This window comes from Enteractinococcus coprophilus, assembly GCF_006716305.1.
GTDB classification, from domain to species: Bacteria; Actinomycetota; Actinomycetes; order Actinomycetales; family Micrococcaceae; genus Yaniella; species Yaniella coprophila.
In genome coordinates this window covers 217,911-231,786 of sequence record NZ_VFOU01000002.1, presented here as the reverse complement: position 1 = coordinate 231,786, position 13,876 = coordinate 217,911, and the positions used below count along the sequence as shown (strand labels likewise).

Annotated in this window: 16 protein-coding genes and 1 tRNA gene; 1 reads left to right on the top strand and 16 read right to left on the bottom strand. The window is 58.1% G+C overall.

From position 1 onward, the window contains the following. Positions 1-26: 26 nt before the first annotated feature. Both FB556_RS05860 and FB556_RS05855 read right to left on the bottom strand, forming a co-directional pair. The gene (locus tag FB556_RS05860) at positions 27-779 is read right to left on the bottom strand and encodes a ZIP family metal transporter (protein ID WP_141866514.1); all 753 of its coding nucleotides are present in this window, start codon (positions 777-779) and stop codon (positions 27-29) included. A gap of 44 nt (positions 780-823) precedes the next feature. Beyond that, the gene (locus FB556_RS05855; RefSeq protein WP_141865737.1) at positions 824-1,036 is read right to left on the bottom strand and encodes a hypervirulence associated TUDOR domain-containing protein; all 213 of its coding nucleotides are present in this window, start codon (positions 1,034-1,036) and stop codon (positions 824-826) included. Between the two features lie 188 nt (positions 1,037-1,224). Here FB556_RS05855 and FB556_RS05850 point away from each other — a divergent pair, with 188 nt between their 5' ends. Next, a complete protein-coding gene (locus tag FB556_RS05850) occupies positions 1,225-2,103 on the top strand; it encodes a class II glutamine amidotransferase (protein ID WP_141865736.1) in 879 nt (292 codons plus the stop codon). Between the two features lie 19 nt (positions 2,104-2,122). On the opposite strand, the gene FB556_RS05845 is transcribed toward FB556_RS05850, so the two are convergent. The 14 genes from FB556_RS05845 to rplU form a co-directional block, all read right to left on the bottom strand. Next, on the bottom strand, positions 2,123-2,485 hold the full coding sequence (locus FB556_RS05845; RefSeq protein WP_141865734.1) for a VOC family protein: 363 nt from the start codon (positions 2,483-2,485) through the stop codon (positions 2,123-2,125). 131 nt (positions 2,486-2,616) lie between these two features. Continuing rightward, positions 2,617-4,002, bottom strand: a complete 1,386-nt coding sequence (locus FB556_RS05840; RefSeq protein WP_246057240.1) for an NAD(P)-binding protein — start codon at positions 4,000-4,002, stop codon at positions 2,617-2,619. Between the two features lie 685 nt (positions 4,003-4,687). Beyond that, entirely contained in the window at positions 4,688-5,248 is a 561-nt protein-coding gene (locus FB556_RS05835; protein WP_141865730.1) for a hypothetical protein, read from the bottom strand. Between the two features lie 159 nt (positions 5,249-5,407). Continuing rightward, positions 5,408-5,480, bottom strand: a tRNA-Ala gene (locus FB556_RS05830). A 99-nt stretch (positions 5,481-5,579) separates the two neighbouring features. Then, a complete protein-coding gene (locus tag FB556_RS05825) occupies positions 5,580-6,176 on the bottom strand; it encodes a histidine phosphatase family protein (RefSeq protein WP_141865728.1) in 597 nt (198 codons plus the stop codon). A 36-nt stretch (positions 6,177-6,212) separates the two neighbouring features. Then, positions 6,213-6,578 (bottom strand): ribosome silencing factor, encoded by a 366-nt coding sequence (gene rsfS, locus FB556_RS05820; RefSeq protein ID WP_141865726.1) that lies wholly within the window; start codon positions 6,576-6,578, stop codon positions 6,213-6,215. A gap of 16 nt (positions 6,579-6,594) precedes the next feature. Further along, a complete protein-coding gene (locus FB556_RS05815; RefSeq protein ID WP_141865724.1) occupies positions 6,595-8,007 on the bottom strand; it encodes a hypothetical protein in 1,413 nt (470 codons plus the stop codon). Continuing rightward, positions 8,000-8,674 (bottom strand): nicotinate-nucleotide adenylyltransferase, encoded by a 675-nt coding sequence (nadD, locus tag FB556_RS05810; RefSeq protein ID WP_211344009.1) that lies wholly within the window; start codon positions 8,672-8,674, stop codon positions 8,000-8,002. The genes FB556_RS05815 and nadD overlap by 8 nt, the downstream gene beginning before the upstream one ends. Before the next feature lie 28 nt (positions 8,675-8,702). Next, on the bottom strand, positions 8,703-8,981 hold the full coding sequence (locus FB556_RS05805) for a hypothetical protein (RefSeq protein WP_141865722.1): 279 nt from the start codon (positions 8,979-8,981) through the stop codon (positions 8,703-8,705). An 11-nt stretch (positions 8,982-8,992) separates the two neighbouring features. Then, positions 8,993-10,261 carry a glutamate-5-semialdehyde dehydrogenase gene (locus tag FB556_RS05800; protein WP_141865720.1) on the bottom strand — a complete coding sequence of 423 codons (1,269 nt, stop codon included), beginning with the start codon at positions 10,259-10,261 and terminating at the stop codon, positions 8,993-8,995. A gap of 21 nt (positions 10,262-10,282) precedes the next feature. After that, positions 10,283-11,449, bottom strand: coding sequence for a glutamate 5-kinase (gene proB, locus FB556_RS05795; RefSeq protein ID WP_246057239.1), 1,167 nt, complete (start codon positions 11,447-11,449; stop codon positions 10,283-10,285). A 16-nt stretch (positions 11,450-11,465) separates the two neighbouring features. Next, on the bottom strand, positions 11,466-13,031 hold the full coding sequence (obgE, locus tag FB556_RS05790) for a GTPase ObgE (protein WP_141865716.1): 1,566 nt from the start codon (positions 13,029-13,031) through the stop codon (positions 11,466-11,468). 96 nt (positions 13,032-13,127) lie between these two features. Continuing rightward, positions 13,128-13,385: a 50S ribosomal protein L27 gene (gene rpmA / locus FB556_RS05785; protein WP_141865714.1), complete on the bottom strand. Its 258-nt coding sequence runs from the start codon at positions 13,383-13,385 to the stop codon at positions 13,128-13,130. A gap of 35 nt (positions 13,386-13,420) precedes the next feature. Continuing rightward, positions 13,421-13,729: a 50S ribosomal protein L21 gene (gene rplU / locus FB556_RS05780; protein WP_141865712.1), complete on the bottom strand. Its 309-nt coding sequence runs from the start codon at positions 13,727-13,729 to the stop codon at positions 13,421-13,423. Between the last annotated feature and the right edge of the window lie 147 nt (positions 13,730-13,876).

Sequence of the window (13,876 nt, the reverse complement as noted above, 5' to 3'; positions counted from 1 at the left end):
CCGCCCACGCACTGCTCCATCGTCGCTCACCCACCGAGTCGGCTGATGGTAAAGGCCAACAGAAACCCGGTTGCAGCGATCAGCCCTGTCCAGGAATGGGTGCGCTCGAAGGCTTCCGGGATCATGGTGTCGGCCAGCATGGTCAGGATCGCACCAGCGGCGAAGGCCGTGATGACCGCGACCGAGTTCTGCGAGGCGTCACCGAGCAACAGATAGCCTAGCGCGGCGGCAATTGCACTGGCGACCGCGATGCTACTCCAAACCCCGAAGACGTACCGGGCGCTGCGTCCGGCTTGTTTCATCCCGGCAGCGCTGGATAGCCCTTCGGGCAGATTGGAGATGAACACCGCCGCGACCACCGCGGTGCTGACTCCACCGCCTCCGAGCAGACTGGCGCCAAGCACGACAGACTCGGGCACCCCATCGAGGAGCGCGCCGACGGCGATCGCCCGGCCACTACCCGACTGGTCACTTTCTGTGGGCTGCTGGTTTTGGGACCGTTTGCGGTGTCGGGCCCCGAATCTATCGAGGAGCTTATTGGCGAGCATGTAGGTCACTGCACCGCCTGCGAAGCCACTTACCACCGGTGCCACACCGGCGCTGTCTGCAGCCTCTTGGACCAGATCAAACGCCAAAGCAGAGATCAACACCCCGGCACCAAACGCCATCACGGCGGCCACCACCCGGGCGGGCACCTGGACAAACCAAGCGATCGTTGCACCTATGACTAACGCACCACCAGCCAGTAACCCCCAGGCACCGGCGAGCACTGTGCCCATGAGTGGATCACCAGCAGCCGCAGTGGCCAACGACAACTGCGTCACTAGTCAATTTTCCGCAATGCCGTGCCCTTATGAGCGGCGATATGGTCTGTCTTATCGCTTTTAATCTCGTATTGAGGCTCGTCTTCTGACGCACGATGCGTGTGACCTTTATAATCGAAATCTTGCGTGTGCACCTTGGTGATACTGCCTGAAACTCGCCCGGCTTCCGAGTTCCAAGACACATGGTCTCCGACCTTGAATCGTTGAGCCACGTCAGCTCCTCACAACCGTCGTCTAGCTTGATTAGTATTCACGGTATCACCCTCGCATGCATCTCTGTAGCTCCATCAGACTCTCAAGAGCGCTTCGTGACCCTACGCCGCTGTGGTGCGACGAAGACGGGAAAGTCGTACACTCAAGACACCTACAATCGCTGGGCTGGCAATGAAATGAGGCCATTATGTGCCGTTGGCTTGCATATCTCGGCTCACCGATCGCTCTCGAGGATGTACTGGTCCGTCCGAACCACTCGCTCATCGACCAGAGCCTTCATGCACGCCAGCTTTTCTTGCCCGGCGACCCGCTGGCGTCTGTCTTCTTGGACAATGCTTTCCCGACCAACGGTGATGGGTACGGCATAGCCTGGACCGGGCGCGCCGGAACCCTCGGGCAGTACCGTCAGATCGGACCAGCGTGGGATAGCTTGAATCTTCGACATCTCGCCGCACAACTGGAGGCGCCTTGCTTTCTAGCGCATGTCCGGGCAGCACCGGGTCATACGATCTCCGAACAAAATTGTCATCCGTTCGTGCACGGCGGGTGGATGTTCCAACATAACGGCGAAATACCGCATTTCCACGAGTTAAAACGCGAACTCACCTTCGATGTTCATCCGGCGTTGTATCCGTTTATCCTGGGCAACACAGACACCGAAGTGTGCTTCTACCTCGCACTGACCTACGGTCTGGCTGACGACCCGGTGCAAGGTATCACTCGAATGGTGGAACGCGTAGAACGAGCTCGACATAAACACAGCATTGCCGCACCATTTCGTGCAACGATATGCGCATCGGATGGCACACGATTAGTCGTCATTCGTTGGGTAAGCCCCGAGGTGGAGGAAGCTGCTGCTCCAACGCTGTATTACTCCTGGGGTCCGACCATGCTACATACTGTCGACGGGGATGCCGAAACCCTTCCCGATGATGCCCAGCTTGTGGTGTCCGAACCACTTGAGCTGCACTGGAGCGCGCATATTTGGGATGAAGTACCCTCCGGATCGATCGGGGTTTTTCGCCCAGATGCCTCGCCTGCATTCACCCCCGCAGACGTGGACTGACGGACTTGTTCTCTGGGTCTCATTCGCTGCCGTATGGTTCGCTATTGCCGCGACCACTTCGAATCGGGAACCCAATACTGGTCCTATGCGTTTCACCTGGTGGGCGCTGACGCTCTGGCTCGTCGTGGCCATACCCTCCTTGTTCCAGCTCGCCATGTCGCAACTTTTTGAGCTCGGCATGTGCGGAATCGGCACATTGCTCGCGGTGCTGCGTCACGAGCATGGACCAGCGTTCTGTGTCGCCAGATCGGTCAGGCCGGTCGAATCGTCGTTGCACCGTTCCGTCGAATGCTGCTTCAAGGAAAGAGATGAGTTTTTCAGCGTCGTGGCAAATGAGATACGGGCTCATCGACGGGTAAGAGACGGGTTTCCAATGCTTCATAGTATGAGCCTTCCGAATTTCAGGTCAGCAGCTTACAAAGGTTAGATCTTGAACGTGGAAAGAATTACTTGCAGCTTCCGTAAACTGGGCAATGGCAGAATCTACGAAGGATTACATTCAGTCCTCGATGGTCAGGCGTCGTGGGCAAGTTCGGCCATCCGAGTGAGTCCTAGTTCGGCGGCGTTTGCCAGTCGAGTCATGGCGGAGTGGACTGCAGGTGCGTCGCGTTGGGATGGTTCGATGCGCTCGGGGTTGAGTGCACAGCTATTGGCCCACGCGGCGATGTCGGGTTCAGCGTTGAATTCACGCGTCGCCTGGACTCCCCGGACCTGCATTTGCGCCCACTCGGCCGGAGTATTGGAAAGTCTGTTGGGTGGACACAGCCGGTTGCGTTCTCGATCGTCGTCGCGGGTGGCTTCAACGCACCCCGCCAGCGCCGCGCAGAAACACGGGAAGCCAGCCCGGATCGTTTGGCATCGTATTTTATCCACACCCCAGATGGGAACGACGGGCGGGTATCGGTGTCCGGAGGCGGCGCTGTGTACCACGAGTGCGCTGCTGGGCAAGTCAACAACTCCGTCTTGGAGCACGATCTGGTGGTCCGTCACATACTTGATATGTCCGAGACGAACCACGTTTTCGATGCGACGGAGCAGATCGAGCTCCCAGCGACCAAGGGTTGGTGTTTTCGCCATCGTGGGGATGACGTCAGCATCAATTCGTAGCATCACACCGGCAGCTTCAAGGCGCAGGAACATGTCATCGAGTGATTCAGCGGCGGCCGCCGCCTCCATGGTGTCAGCTGCTAGGCCGAACGCCACAGCCGGGTCTGGCTGGACGGCTGCACGATTAAGCATCCAGGGTTCGCGCGGTCTCACCCACATGATCCGATCTGGCTGAACACCGTGGCCTAACAACCACACGATCCCATCAGTGGCGGTCTTGCCTGATCCGACCATCACATAGTTGCGTGGCGCCTCATCCAAACTCGCGAGCTCATTGATGGGAACCACTCGGGTGCTGTCAACGGCTCCGAACGGCGGCGGTGTCGTGGCAGGGATGGTGGGTGCTAAGTAGGTAGCATCGACGATGCGACGCCGGACGTTGACTTGGGCTGTTTCGTCCGAAACTCGGGATGTCACGTAATGATAGGTGCCATCCGTATGATACTCACTGGCTCCGAGAAACGTGACGCGTCCTGAATCAACAAAACGGCGATACAGGATCTGGTCAAAGTAGTTCAGGATCTCTGCGCGTCGCGCCCGCTCATGCAGCCCCGCCTCAGGACCGTGTTCTTGCACCTCACCGGTACCGAGCATGGTCGAAGCAACCCCGTAGAACTGCGATGCCTGGTGAAGCTGCACAAAAGGGTACGTATCCTGCCAGTGACCGCCGGGCCCGTAGCGACGGTCGACGATCGTGACATGCACATCGGCGTGATCAATTAGGGTGTCTGTAAAAGCCATTCCCATCGCGCCAGCACCGATAACAAGATAATCAGTGTCCAACGAACGCATCGCCATCACCTCTGAAATCGCCTGGTTCTAGACCTTCGATAAAATAAATCTACTCCGCGTCTCAGCGATCAACAACAGACCGGCATATCGTATGCCTATTGCGCGTGTAGCTCGTGTTGTGCCTCACGTTTCATGAGCGCAAAACTCGAGATTGAATGCATAGGTCAGGACGTCACCGCCATGTCTTCTCGAGTGAAATCACTGTGCACTGACAAGACAATGCTCGAAACGATCCTCAGGATGAGATAGAACTCCAAAGTCACTTCAACCTCGAATATTGGTGACCCGATCTGAAGACAGCGCTTATTTCATTTGACTCGAGCATTCGACACGAGCGGCCACTGATGAATCATGGTGATGATCAACTTCGCGATCGAGTGGCAGTCGTCTTCGCAGCGCACGAGCTGCTATGTCCAGAGCGACAAGGGCGATGAACGAATTAAGATCTGCAAACAAAGCTAAAGCCCTATGCCAGCCATCCGAAACGCCTCTACGTGTACACCCATACCTGTCGCAACGCTGTCGATGTGGGGCCTACACTCTCGTGTTCCGACGAGGTTGTTTGTGGTCAAGAAGCGTTCACTCCGACAGCGTCCAAATCTGCTCGCGACCGACATTGGCTAGTGTTCGTTCATGTCTGCACCGTGGCGATTCCGGTCGCGATCGCAAGGGGCAGTACCGGCAGCTATGCAACGACAGGTGGCACATCACGCAGCAGGACGAGGATGCCGAGCGAGAACACAGCAGAGCCAATCATCAGCCATCCGATCCATGCCCCAAGCACAGCAGAGGTCAGCGTTGTCACACCGAGACCGGCAAAGGCGAGCAGGACGAGTGCGGACGCGATCTGCCACAGGGCCGCGGTCCATGACTCAGCCAGCGTGAACCATCCGTGGCTCGTGGGCGTCCGATCCGTGGCGGCGTCCACGACCGCGCTCATCCGCATCGCGTTATTCGCCACCCACAGCGCAGTCGCAACGGCCAAAACGAGCAGACTTGGGATTGCTAGCGGTCCTGTTTCCGAAGTGAACACCAGGGCACAGCCGAAGAGCACCGCGATGGCGCTGATAATGAAGAAGACCGCGTTCACCCGCCACAGCTTCGCATGCCGCGCGACAATCTCGAGCTGGTTGCCGCGACCCGACCAGATCGGGAAGAACTGCGGCATCAGGGCGGCGGACCATATGGTGAGGGCTCCGATATCGAAGCTGATCGCCGCTATCGCCAGTATCCAGCGCTCTTGCATGGCCCAATGATACACCCGGTATGAGGCTCTGAACATGCCGAAGATCGGCCGTCTGATCTTCGGAGGTAGACCTGATCATCACTATCCCAGGAACGACAAAAGCTCCAGAAAATACTTTCTGGAGCTCTTGTTCTCCCTGTTGCGACTCAGGTTAAATTGTGGAGCTTAGGGGATTCGAACCCCTGACCTCTTCCGTGCCACGGAAGCGCGCTACCAACTGCGCCAAAGCCCCGTATCAAGTTTTTCTCTGCTACCTCGCTGGGCAACATCAACTAGTATACATAGCTTTGTTTTGAAAACAAATTCTAGATGGCAGATTCAATACGTGACCTTAAACACTGGTTTGCGTCAGGGTAAATGTCCCAATTTTGCCTGAATATGATTGCAGAACATGGGCACGGCAATTACTCAGACGAGGCACGCTGGCGTAGTCTTCATCGTCGTGACCGGTCAGCAGGTGCGCGGCTGCTCGAAGGGAGTTTCCATGAGACACCACCAGGAGCACATCGGCAGTTTCTAGGGCACCGAGCACGGCGTTCACTGTGCGGGTTCCAGATTCGCGTGGCGTTTCCCCGCCGACCGGGCCAGCATCAATATCCGGCAGGCGAAATGCGGCATGCTCATCGGGCCAACGTTCGGCGATTTCGGTATAGAGCATGCCTTCCCACTGGCCCCCGTGAGTTTCCTTCAGATCCTCATGAACAACAACATCGAGTTGACGATCGCGCCACAGGATCTGGGCGGTCTCGACGGCCCGCCCCAATGGGGAGACCAGTGCCGCATCAAATTCGGTATGCCCCCAGCGCCGTGCCGCTTCGCGGGCTTGATCTCGTCCAGCATCGTTCATGGGCGTATCTTGTTGGCCTTGATAGCGTCCTTGAGCATTCCACTCCGTTTCACCGTGTCGGAACAAGACGAGAGTCTTCATGTCTGCGGTTCACCTATCTCATGTCAGAAGTCTTGGTTAGTCAGTTTCTGGCAGGTCGATCTGTGGGGCATCGGACCAAAGACGATCGAGCGCATAGTTTTCGCGCTCTTCGTCATGCTGGACATGGACGACGAAGTGTCCATAATCTAACAGTACCCAGCGACTTTCAGTTTCACCTTCGCGACGCAGGGGCTTCAGTTCCAGCTGTTCGCGCAGCTGGTCTTCGATCTCATCGATAATAGATTTCACCTGACGCTCTGTTGGCGCGGATGCAAAGAAAAACGCATCGGTGATGCCGAGTCGGTCAGCAACGTCTACCGCTGAGATATTTTCAGCCTGTCGAGTTGCTGCTGCTTGTGCCGCGATGTGCAAGGCATCCAGGGTTGGTTCGGGTACTGCCACGAAACTCCTTCTCAGTTTAGCGAATCAGCAAAATGATGGCTGTGATCAAGGCGATGATGCCGATGGCAAAGACAATGACTGATGACAGAAACATCCGTCGTTCTGGAGCTTCAAAATCCTTTGCATCCACAGAATCCAGGCCATGGGCGTAGGTCGCGTCCACCGGTTCTCCTGAGGAGGGCTTTGCGGGGCGCTGCAGCTCCTCCAATAAAGCAGGAGATGGTACCGGTGCGGGCTTATCTGCCGCATTGTGGTCCACATCAAATGGACCGGAGATCATCGGTGGAGACTGTGCACGCCGGGTACGTCGTCGAGATGGTTTTTGTGCATCCACGATCGGTTGCGCAGGTTCATTTGCCGCAGCAGGCGGCTCAGCAGGCGTCTCTTCTGCGGTGGCCTCGTCGGTCTCTACAGTGTCAGCATCGGCTGTTGGGGACGACGAGTCGGATTCGACAGGCTGAGTATCGTCCTCTGGGACGTTGTCCTGCCGGGCACCGATGTCGGTGATGACCAGTTCGGTTTGCTCGGCAGCATCTGATGCAGAGTCTTGGAGTGCTGCACCGTCAGCCTTTGTAGCGGCCTCTTCGGTTTCCTCCACGATCGCAATGGCTGCGGTCTCAAGATTCTGCAGCTCTTGCGATTTCTCGGCGAGCTCTTTTTGTCGTCGCAGCATGACCGGGTCGATGACGTTGGGATTGGCTTGTCCCATTTCCAAAATTTCTTGGGTCAATCGTTCGGTTTCGGCGCGCAGCTCTGCTCGTCGAATCTCGATGGTGTCCAACCCCGACATGTCGGTGATCTCTGCGGCCGATTCAGTGAACGACTCCCCCAGGGTCACATCGACGTCGTCGGCGGGGGCGCTTTCGGTCTCAGCCGGTGCAGGCTCCGCTGATACCGGCGCCTCGGTTATGAGCGGTACTGCGATCGGGGTGGTCTGTGGGGCAGTGACACGGCGCGCTGGTCTAGCCTGCGCTGCTTGCTCCTGCTCGCGGTGTAATCGAGCGGCTTCGGCACGCCGTTCTGCTGCGCGACGGGCTTCGAGTTCGCGCTTTTGGCGACGCGAAAGTGGCCGATCAGCCTCCTGGTCATCTCGAGGTTTGCTGATGATCGGAATCATGCCGGTCGAGGTGACCTCGGAATCGGCACGACGGCGACGCCGCGCACCCTGGGGAGCAGCGGTCGCGTCTTCTTGCCCCTCAGCGGGCGTATCTATCGGGCTCGCAGAAGCTCGTCGACCCAGTCGCCCAGTCTCTTCGACATCTGTGGGCTGGTCTTCGTCAGGTTGCGAGGGCTCATCGGGAGATGCGCCTGCACCCCGTTGCGCTATTTCAGAGGCCCAGCGCTGGGCTTCTTCATCACGTAGTTTGGCGCGTGCTTCGCGTTCGCGCTGCAAGCGCAGCTCACGGCGGGAAGGATAAGATTCACTCATCGGCTTCCTCCGGTCGATTGTTCAAAGAAACGGTCGTGTGACGTTCTACTGTTGGTCGTTGCATGTTGCCACTATGATCCAGATACAGACCATACTTTCCGATGTATTGCACCACCCCGTCGGGGACCAGGTACCACACTGGTTTGCCTTGGGCCACGCGTTCACGGCAGTCGGTCGAAGAGATCGCCATCGCCGGGATCTGCATCAGCGAGACCTCCTCGGACAAACCAAAGTCGGTCAGCTCGTGACCGGGCCGCGAGACCCCCACAAAGTGGGCTTTTCCCCAGAGATGTTCGACGTTTTTCCACGTCATGATCTGTTCCATGGCGTCGGCCCCGGTAATAAAGAACAGATCCGCATCTGGACGCAACTCTTGGATATCATCCAGGGTATCTGCGGTGTAGGTCTGCCCAGGCCGGTCGATGTCTACCCGGGAGACAGAAAACCGCGGATTTGCTGCCGTGGCAATCACGGTCATCAAATAGCGGTGTTCTGCTGGGGACACTTCCCGGTCTGATTTTTGCCATGGTTGGCCGGTGGGGACGAACACTACTTCGTCGAGATCAAACTCTGCTGCCGCTTCACTGGCTGCCACTAGGTGGCCGTGGTGAATGGGGTCGAATGTACCACCCATAATGCCCAATCGGGTCCGGCGGGCGGGCGGCATGTGCGGAGTTTGCGTCACTGTCAGGTGTTTAGCGCTTTGCGGCCGTGGAGCCCTGGGTTGGCTGTGCGACGTCGGTCGAAGCAGGGGCATCGGGGCGCAGCGCAACCGAACGGATCGACAAGATAGCCAGCAGCAAGAACATCAGCGCGGCAAAGATCGCAATACCGTAAACAATTGGGTCAACGGGTAGTTCGTTAACGACAGCATGTTCTGCTGCTGCGAGGAACTGTTCCATGGGTTCATACTCCTGTAGGTGTCGAGGTTGCTCGTAGATGAGCTTACCGAATTTTTGGTGCCAAATGGTCACGGTGTCGCCGGTTAGTGTCGGATTTGACCATCACCACGAAGAATCCACTTCGTGGAGGTCAGTTCTTCTAATCCCATCGGTCCGCGAGCATGCAATTTTTGTGTCGAGATGCCGATTTCTGCTCCCAACCCGAACTGTCCGCCATCGGTAAACCGGGACGAGGCGTTGACCATCACCACAGCCGCATCGACTTGGGCGATGTAGCGATCAGCATTGGACAGGTTTTCTGTCACAATGACTTCGGTGTGGCCGGTCGTATAGGTTTCCACATGGGCCAGTGCCTCATCGATATCCTCGACGATTTTGACCGACATGACCATGTCCAGCCACTCTGTTGACCAGTCGTCTTCGGTCGCGGTCACCGTGTCGGTGACCCAAGTCGCGGCGGTCGGGTCCACGTGCAGCGTGACACCGGCTTCTTGCAAAGCGGTCAGCACTTGAACCCCGGTCTCTTGGGCGTCCTTGTGGATGAGCACGGTCTCGGCGGCGTTACAAACCGATGGGCGGTGAGTCTTCGAGTTGAAGACGATATCCACGGCTTTTTTCGGATCGGCCGAGGCATCCACGAAAACGTGTCCCACGCCGGCTCCGGTTTCAATCACTGGCACGGCCGCATTTTCTACGACCGCACGGATCAAGCCTGGGCCGCCTCGTGGAATTAACACATCGACTCCCCCGCGGTAGGTCATCAACGCATTGGCGCCCTCACGGCTCAGCTCATCAATGCCCTGAATCAGATCCGCGGGCAATCCACGCTCTTCAAGAGCCGCGCGCAGAATCGAGATCGTAACGCCGTTGGTGGTTTCGGCAGCGGAGCCACCGCGAAGGATGACGGCGTTGCCGGATTTGATGCCGATACCGGCGATATCCACGGTCACATTCGGACGAGCTTCATAGATCGCACCGACCACGCCCAGGGGCACGCGAACCTGCTGTAAACGGATGCCGTTGGGCAGGTTATTGCCTCGCACCACATTGCCGATCGGGTCGGCCAGCGCGGCCAGCTCCCCGAGGGCAGAGACCAGTCCGTCGATCCGTTCGTCGGTCAGTGCTAGCCGGTCCAACAGCGACTCGGCGATATTCTCAGCCTTGCCGCGTTGCAAATCGGTGGCATTGGCTTCTAAAATTTTCGCGCGGTTGGCATCGATGGCAGCGGCCATGGCGTGCAAGGCGGCATCTTTATCGGCGCGTGAGGCTCCGGCTAGCGCTTTTTGTGCTGTGCGACCAGCCTGAGTGATCTCGGCGATCTGTTGGGTCACGGAATCTAATTGAGCGGTCATGCCTTGATTGTAGTCCTTGTGCTAACTCGTCAGTGTTGTCTGCTTCACGATGACCGTGTCATCGGTGTGCACGACCACGCGGTCGTATTCAGGGCCCAGTTCGTCGCGCAGTTGCTGGGTGGATTTGCCGACCATGGCGGGCAGTTCGGTCACTGAGTAGTTCGTCAGTCCGCGGGCCACCACGGTGCCCTGACCGTTGGTAATTTCTACGACGTCGCCGGCCTCAAAGGTACCGGCGACCCCAATGAGTCCTGCCGGTAGTAGGGAACGCCGACGCACGGTGATGGCTTCGACCGCGCCGTCATCGATCATGATGCTGCCGCGCGAGATCGCCATGTGTTCTAACCACGCGTTGCGCGCCGACTTCCGTTCCCCCCGGGATGCAAACCAGGTGCCGACGTCCTCGCCGTCAATGGCGGCCTGCGCGTTTTCGGCCGAGGTCAAAAACGTTGGAATCCCGGCATCGGTGGCAATGGAGGCGGCCTGGAGTTTCGTGATCATCCCACCGGTGCCGACCGAAGACCCGGAGTCACCCACCGAAATGTGGGCGAGGTTGGCTTCTGCCGAAACATTGGCGATTCGTCGCGCCCCGGGCTGGGTGGGCGGGCCGTCATACAGCGCGTCCACATCCGAGAGCATGAATAGCACATCGGCTTTGGTGACGGCGGCGACCAGGGCGGCCAGTCGGTCGTTGTCACCGAAGCGAATCTCATGGGTGGCGACCGCGTCATTTTCATTGACCACCGGTAGCACGCCGAGGTTCAACAGCCGGTTCAGCGACCGAAATGCGTTGTTGTACTGAGTACGACGCATGAGGTCTTCGGCGGTCAATAACACCTGGGCCACACTAATCGAGTGCTTCCAAAACGATTCGGTGTACTGGGCCATCAACCGGCTCTGGCCCACGGCGGCTGCGGCCTGCTGGGTGGCTAAGTCTTTGGGTCGCTTATCTAAGCCTAACGGCCGGAAACCGGCGGCAATGGCACCCGAGGAGACTAACACCACCTGTGTCCCGCCGTGATATAACTGACCCACCACACGCGTGAGGGCATCGATGGCTTCCACTGAGACGCCGCCTTGGCCATTGGTCAGCGAGGAAGACCCAATTTTGACGACGATGCGCCGGGCGTCGCGCAGTTTCGTGCGATCAAGAACCGGATTAGGAGTAGACAGGTTGGGGGTGGACACGTGGTGCTTTCTTGGTTTAGTCGTTGTCGGATTCGTAGTCGGTCCACAACCCGGAACGTCGTTCTGCTTCCATTTGGGCGCGAGTTGCGGCACGAGCTGCTTTCCGCTCGGCATAGTCTTGGCGTTTTTCTTCACGGGTCGGACGTTGACGGTCTTCTAACCGCGGATCGACGCCGCGCGGGCCAGACAGGTGTTCAGCACCCGTGGTCATGGTGGGCTCCCAGTCAAAGACCACTCCGGACTCATCATCGCCAATGACCACCGCGTCCCCGGGGCGGGCACCGGCTTCAAACAGGGCCCTTTCGATGCCGAGTCGCTCGAGCCGGTCGGCCAAATAGCCCACGGCTTCGTCGTTATTAAAGTTCGTCTGGGCGACCCAGCGCTCGGGTTTATCGCCCCGGATCCGAAACAGAGGCTTCAGACCGCGTTCTTCTTCGGTGAGGCTAAACTCTCTTGGACGGCCACCGCGACGACGCCGGGCCGGCTCGATCGTAATGGTCTGCGGCGCGGCTTCTTGGGCTGCAGCAGCTTGAGCGAGCTGTTCACGCGCTTGGGTCACCAGTTCTGCCATCGCGTATTTCAGCTCATCAAGACCTTTGCGACTGACCGCAGAGATTTCGATAACCCGCAGTCCCCGGGATTCCAGTTCGGCACGGGTCATATCGGCCATCGCCTGCCCATCGGGCAGATCGACCTTGTTGATGGCCACCAGTTGTGGCCGCTCGGTGAGGGGGATCAGCTGTTCGCCGGCCTCGGTCAAGATCGGCTCCACCGCATAGGCGGCTAATTCTTTTTCTAATGCCTCATAGTCGGAGATCGGGTCGCGATCTGATTCCAGCGTGCCGGCATCTAGCACGTGCACCAGGGCATGGGTACGTTCGACGTGGCGTAAGAATTCCAGGCCCAGTCCCTTGCCTTGCGAGGCACCCGGGATTAGTCCTGGCACATCGGCCACGGTGTAGCGGATACCCCCGGCATCGACTACCCCAAGGTTCGGGACCAGGGTGGTAAATGGATAGTCGGCGATCTTTGGGCGCGCCGCGGAGATCGCGGCAATCAGGGAGGACTTGCCGGCCGATGGGAATCCGACCAGGGCAATATCAGCGACAGTCTTGAGCTCCAGCACGACACTGCGTTCTTCGCCGGGAATTCCCAGCAGTGAGAAGCCCGGGGCTTTGCGTTTTGGCGAGGCGAGCGAGGCGTTACCGGCTCCCCCGGTCCCGCCGTGGGCGATCACGACTTCTTCGCCCGGGGTGACCATATCGTGCAGGATGTTGCCGTCGGTGTCTTTAATGACGGTGCCCACGGGAACGGGCAGGTAGAGGCTCTCACCGTTTTTGCCGTGTTGTAAGTCGCCACGTCCGGGTTCACCGTTGGTGGCTTTGCGGTGCGGCTGGTGGTGGTAGTCCAACAGGGTGGTCACATCTGGGTCGGCAACCAGTATCACGTTGCCACCGTGTCCACCGTTGCCGCCGTCGGGTCCGCCGAGGGGTTTGAATTTTTCACGGCGCACGGAGGTCTCCCCGTGTCCACCGTTTCCTGCGGTGGCGTGCACGGTCACATGATCAATAAATTGTGACATTTGGGTTCCTCCGGGCAATGTTGTGGTGAAAACTCAAAGCGGGGGCGGACCAGGGACGGTCCGCCCCCGCTGGAGCGTTAATAAGCGGTTTGCGTCTTAGGCTTCAGCCGGGACGATGTTCACAACTTTGCGACCGCGGCGGCTACCGAATTCCACGGCACCACCTTCGAGTGCGAACAGGGTGTGGTCTTTGCCAACACCAACGTTGCGACCTGGGTGGTATTTGGTACCACGCTGGCGAACGAGAATTTCACCGGCGTTGACGACCTGGCCACCGAAACGTTTTACCCCAAGATACTGTGGGTTTGAGTCACGACCGTTACGTGTGGAACTAGCACCTTTTTTTGTTGCCATGAGTTAAATCCTTTACGAGTTCTTCCGAAACGAGTTTACTTGATTTCGGTGATCTTCACGCGGGTCTGGTCCTGACGGTGACCCTGGCGTTTCTTGTAACCGGTCTTGTTCTTGTATTTCTGGATGACAATTTTCTTACCGCGCATGTGCTCGAGCACTTCGGCGGCAACTTTGACGTTTTCCAGATCGCTTTTATCCGAGGTGATCTTGTCACCATCGACCAGCATGAGGGCTGGCAGTTCAATGGAGCTGCCGACTTCTGCTGCCTGACGGTCAAGGACCACCAGGTCTCCTTCAGAAACTTTTTCCTGGCGTCCGCCAGCGCGTACAATCGCGTATGCCATGTGGACTCACTTCTCTCGACGTTAATCAAAAATTTTATCAGCTGTTTAAACACCTGAGGGTCTTGGCTCACGAGACAAGTTGCCGATATGGGACACCAACTGCCAGGTTTCACAGCACCAAACAGGTAGTCTAGCGTTTTTCGGCTC

What these genes read in the sequence shown, in the direction of transcription:
- FB556_RS05860 (WP_141866514.1), bottom strand. Translation starts at nt 779, where the DNA reads ATGGGCACAGTGCTCGCCGGTGCCTGGGGGTTACTGGCTGGTGGTGCG.
- FB556_RS05850 (WP_141865736.1), top strand. Translation starts at nt 1,225, where the DNA reads ATGTGCCGTTGGCTTGCATATCTCGGCTCACCGATCGCTCTCGAGGAT.
- FB556_RS05845 (WP_141865734.1), bottom strand. Translation starts at nt 2,485, where the DNA reads ATGAAGCATTGGAAACCCGTCTCTTACCCGTCGATGAGCCCGTATCTC.
- FB556_RS05840 (WP_246057240.1), bottom strand. Translation starts at nt 4,002, where the DNA reads ATGCGTTCGTTGGACACTGATTATCTTGTTATCGGTGCTGGCGCGATG.
- FB556_RS05835 (WP_141865730.1), bottom strand. Translation starts at nt 5,248, where the DNA reads ATGCAAGAGCGCTGGATACTGGCGATAGCGGCGATCAGCTTCGATATC.
- FB556_RS05825 (WP_141865728.1), bottom strand. Translation starts at nt 6,176, where the DNA reads ATGAAGACTCTCGTCTTGTTCCGACACGGTGAAACGGAGTGGAATGCT.
- FB556_RS05815 (WP_141865724.1), bottom strand. Translation starts at nt 8,007, where the DNA reads ATGAGTGAATCTTATCCTTCCCGCCGTGAGCTGCGCTTGCAGCGCGAA.
- nadD (WP_211344009.1), bottom strand. Translation starts at nt 8,674, where the DNA reads ATGCCGCCCGCCCGCCGGACCCGATTGGGCATTATGGGTGGTACATTC.
- FB556_RS05800 (WP_141865720.1), bottom strand. Translation starts at nt 10,261, where the DNA reads ATGACCGCTCAATTAGATTCCGTGACCCAACAGATCGCCGAGATCACT.
- obgE (WP_141865716.1), bottom strand. Translation starts at nt 13,031, where the DNA reads ATGTCACAATTTATTGATCATGTGACCGTGCACGCCACCGCAGGAAAC.
- rpmA (WP_141865714.1), bottom strand. Translation starts at nt 13,385, where the DNA reads ATGGCAACAAAAAAAGGTGCTAGTTCCACACGTAACGGTCGTGACTCA.
- rplU (WP_141865712.1), bottom strand. Translation starts at nt 13,729, where the DNA reads ATGGCATACGCGATTGTACGCGCTGGCGGACGCCAGGAAAAAGTTTCT.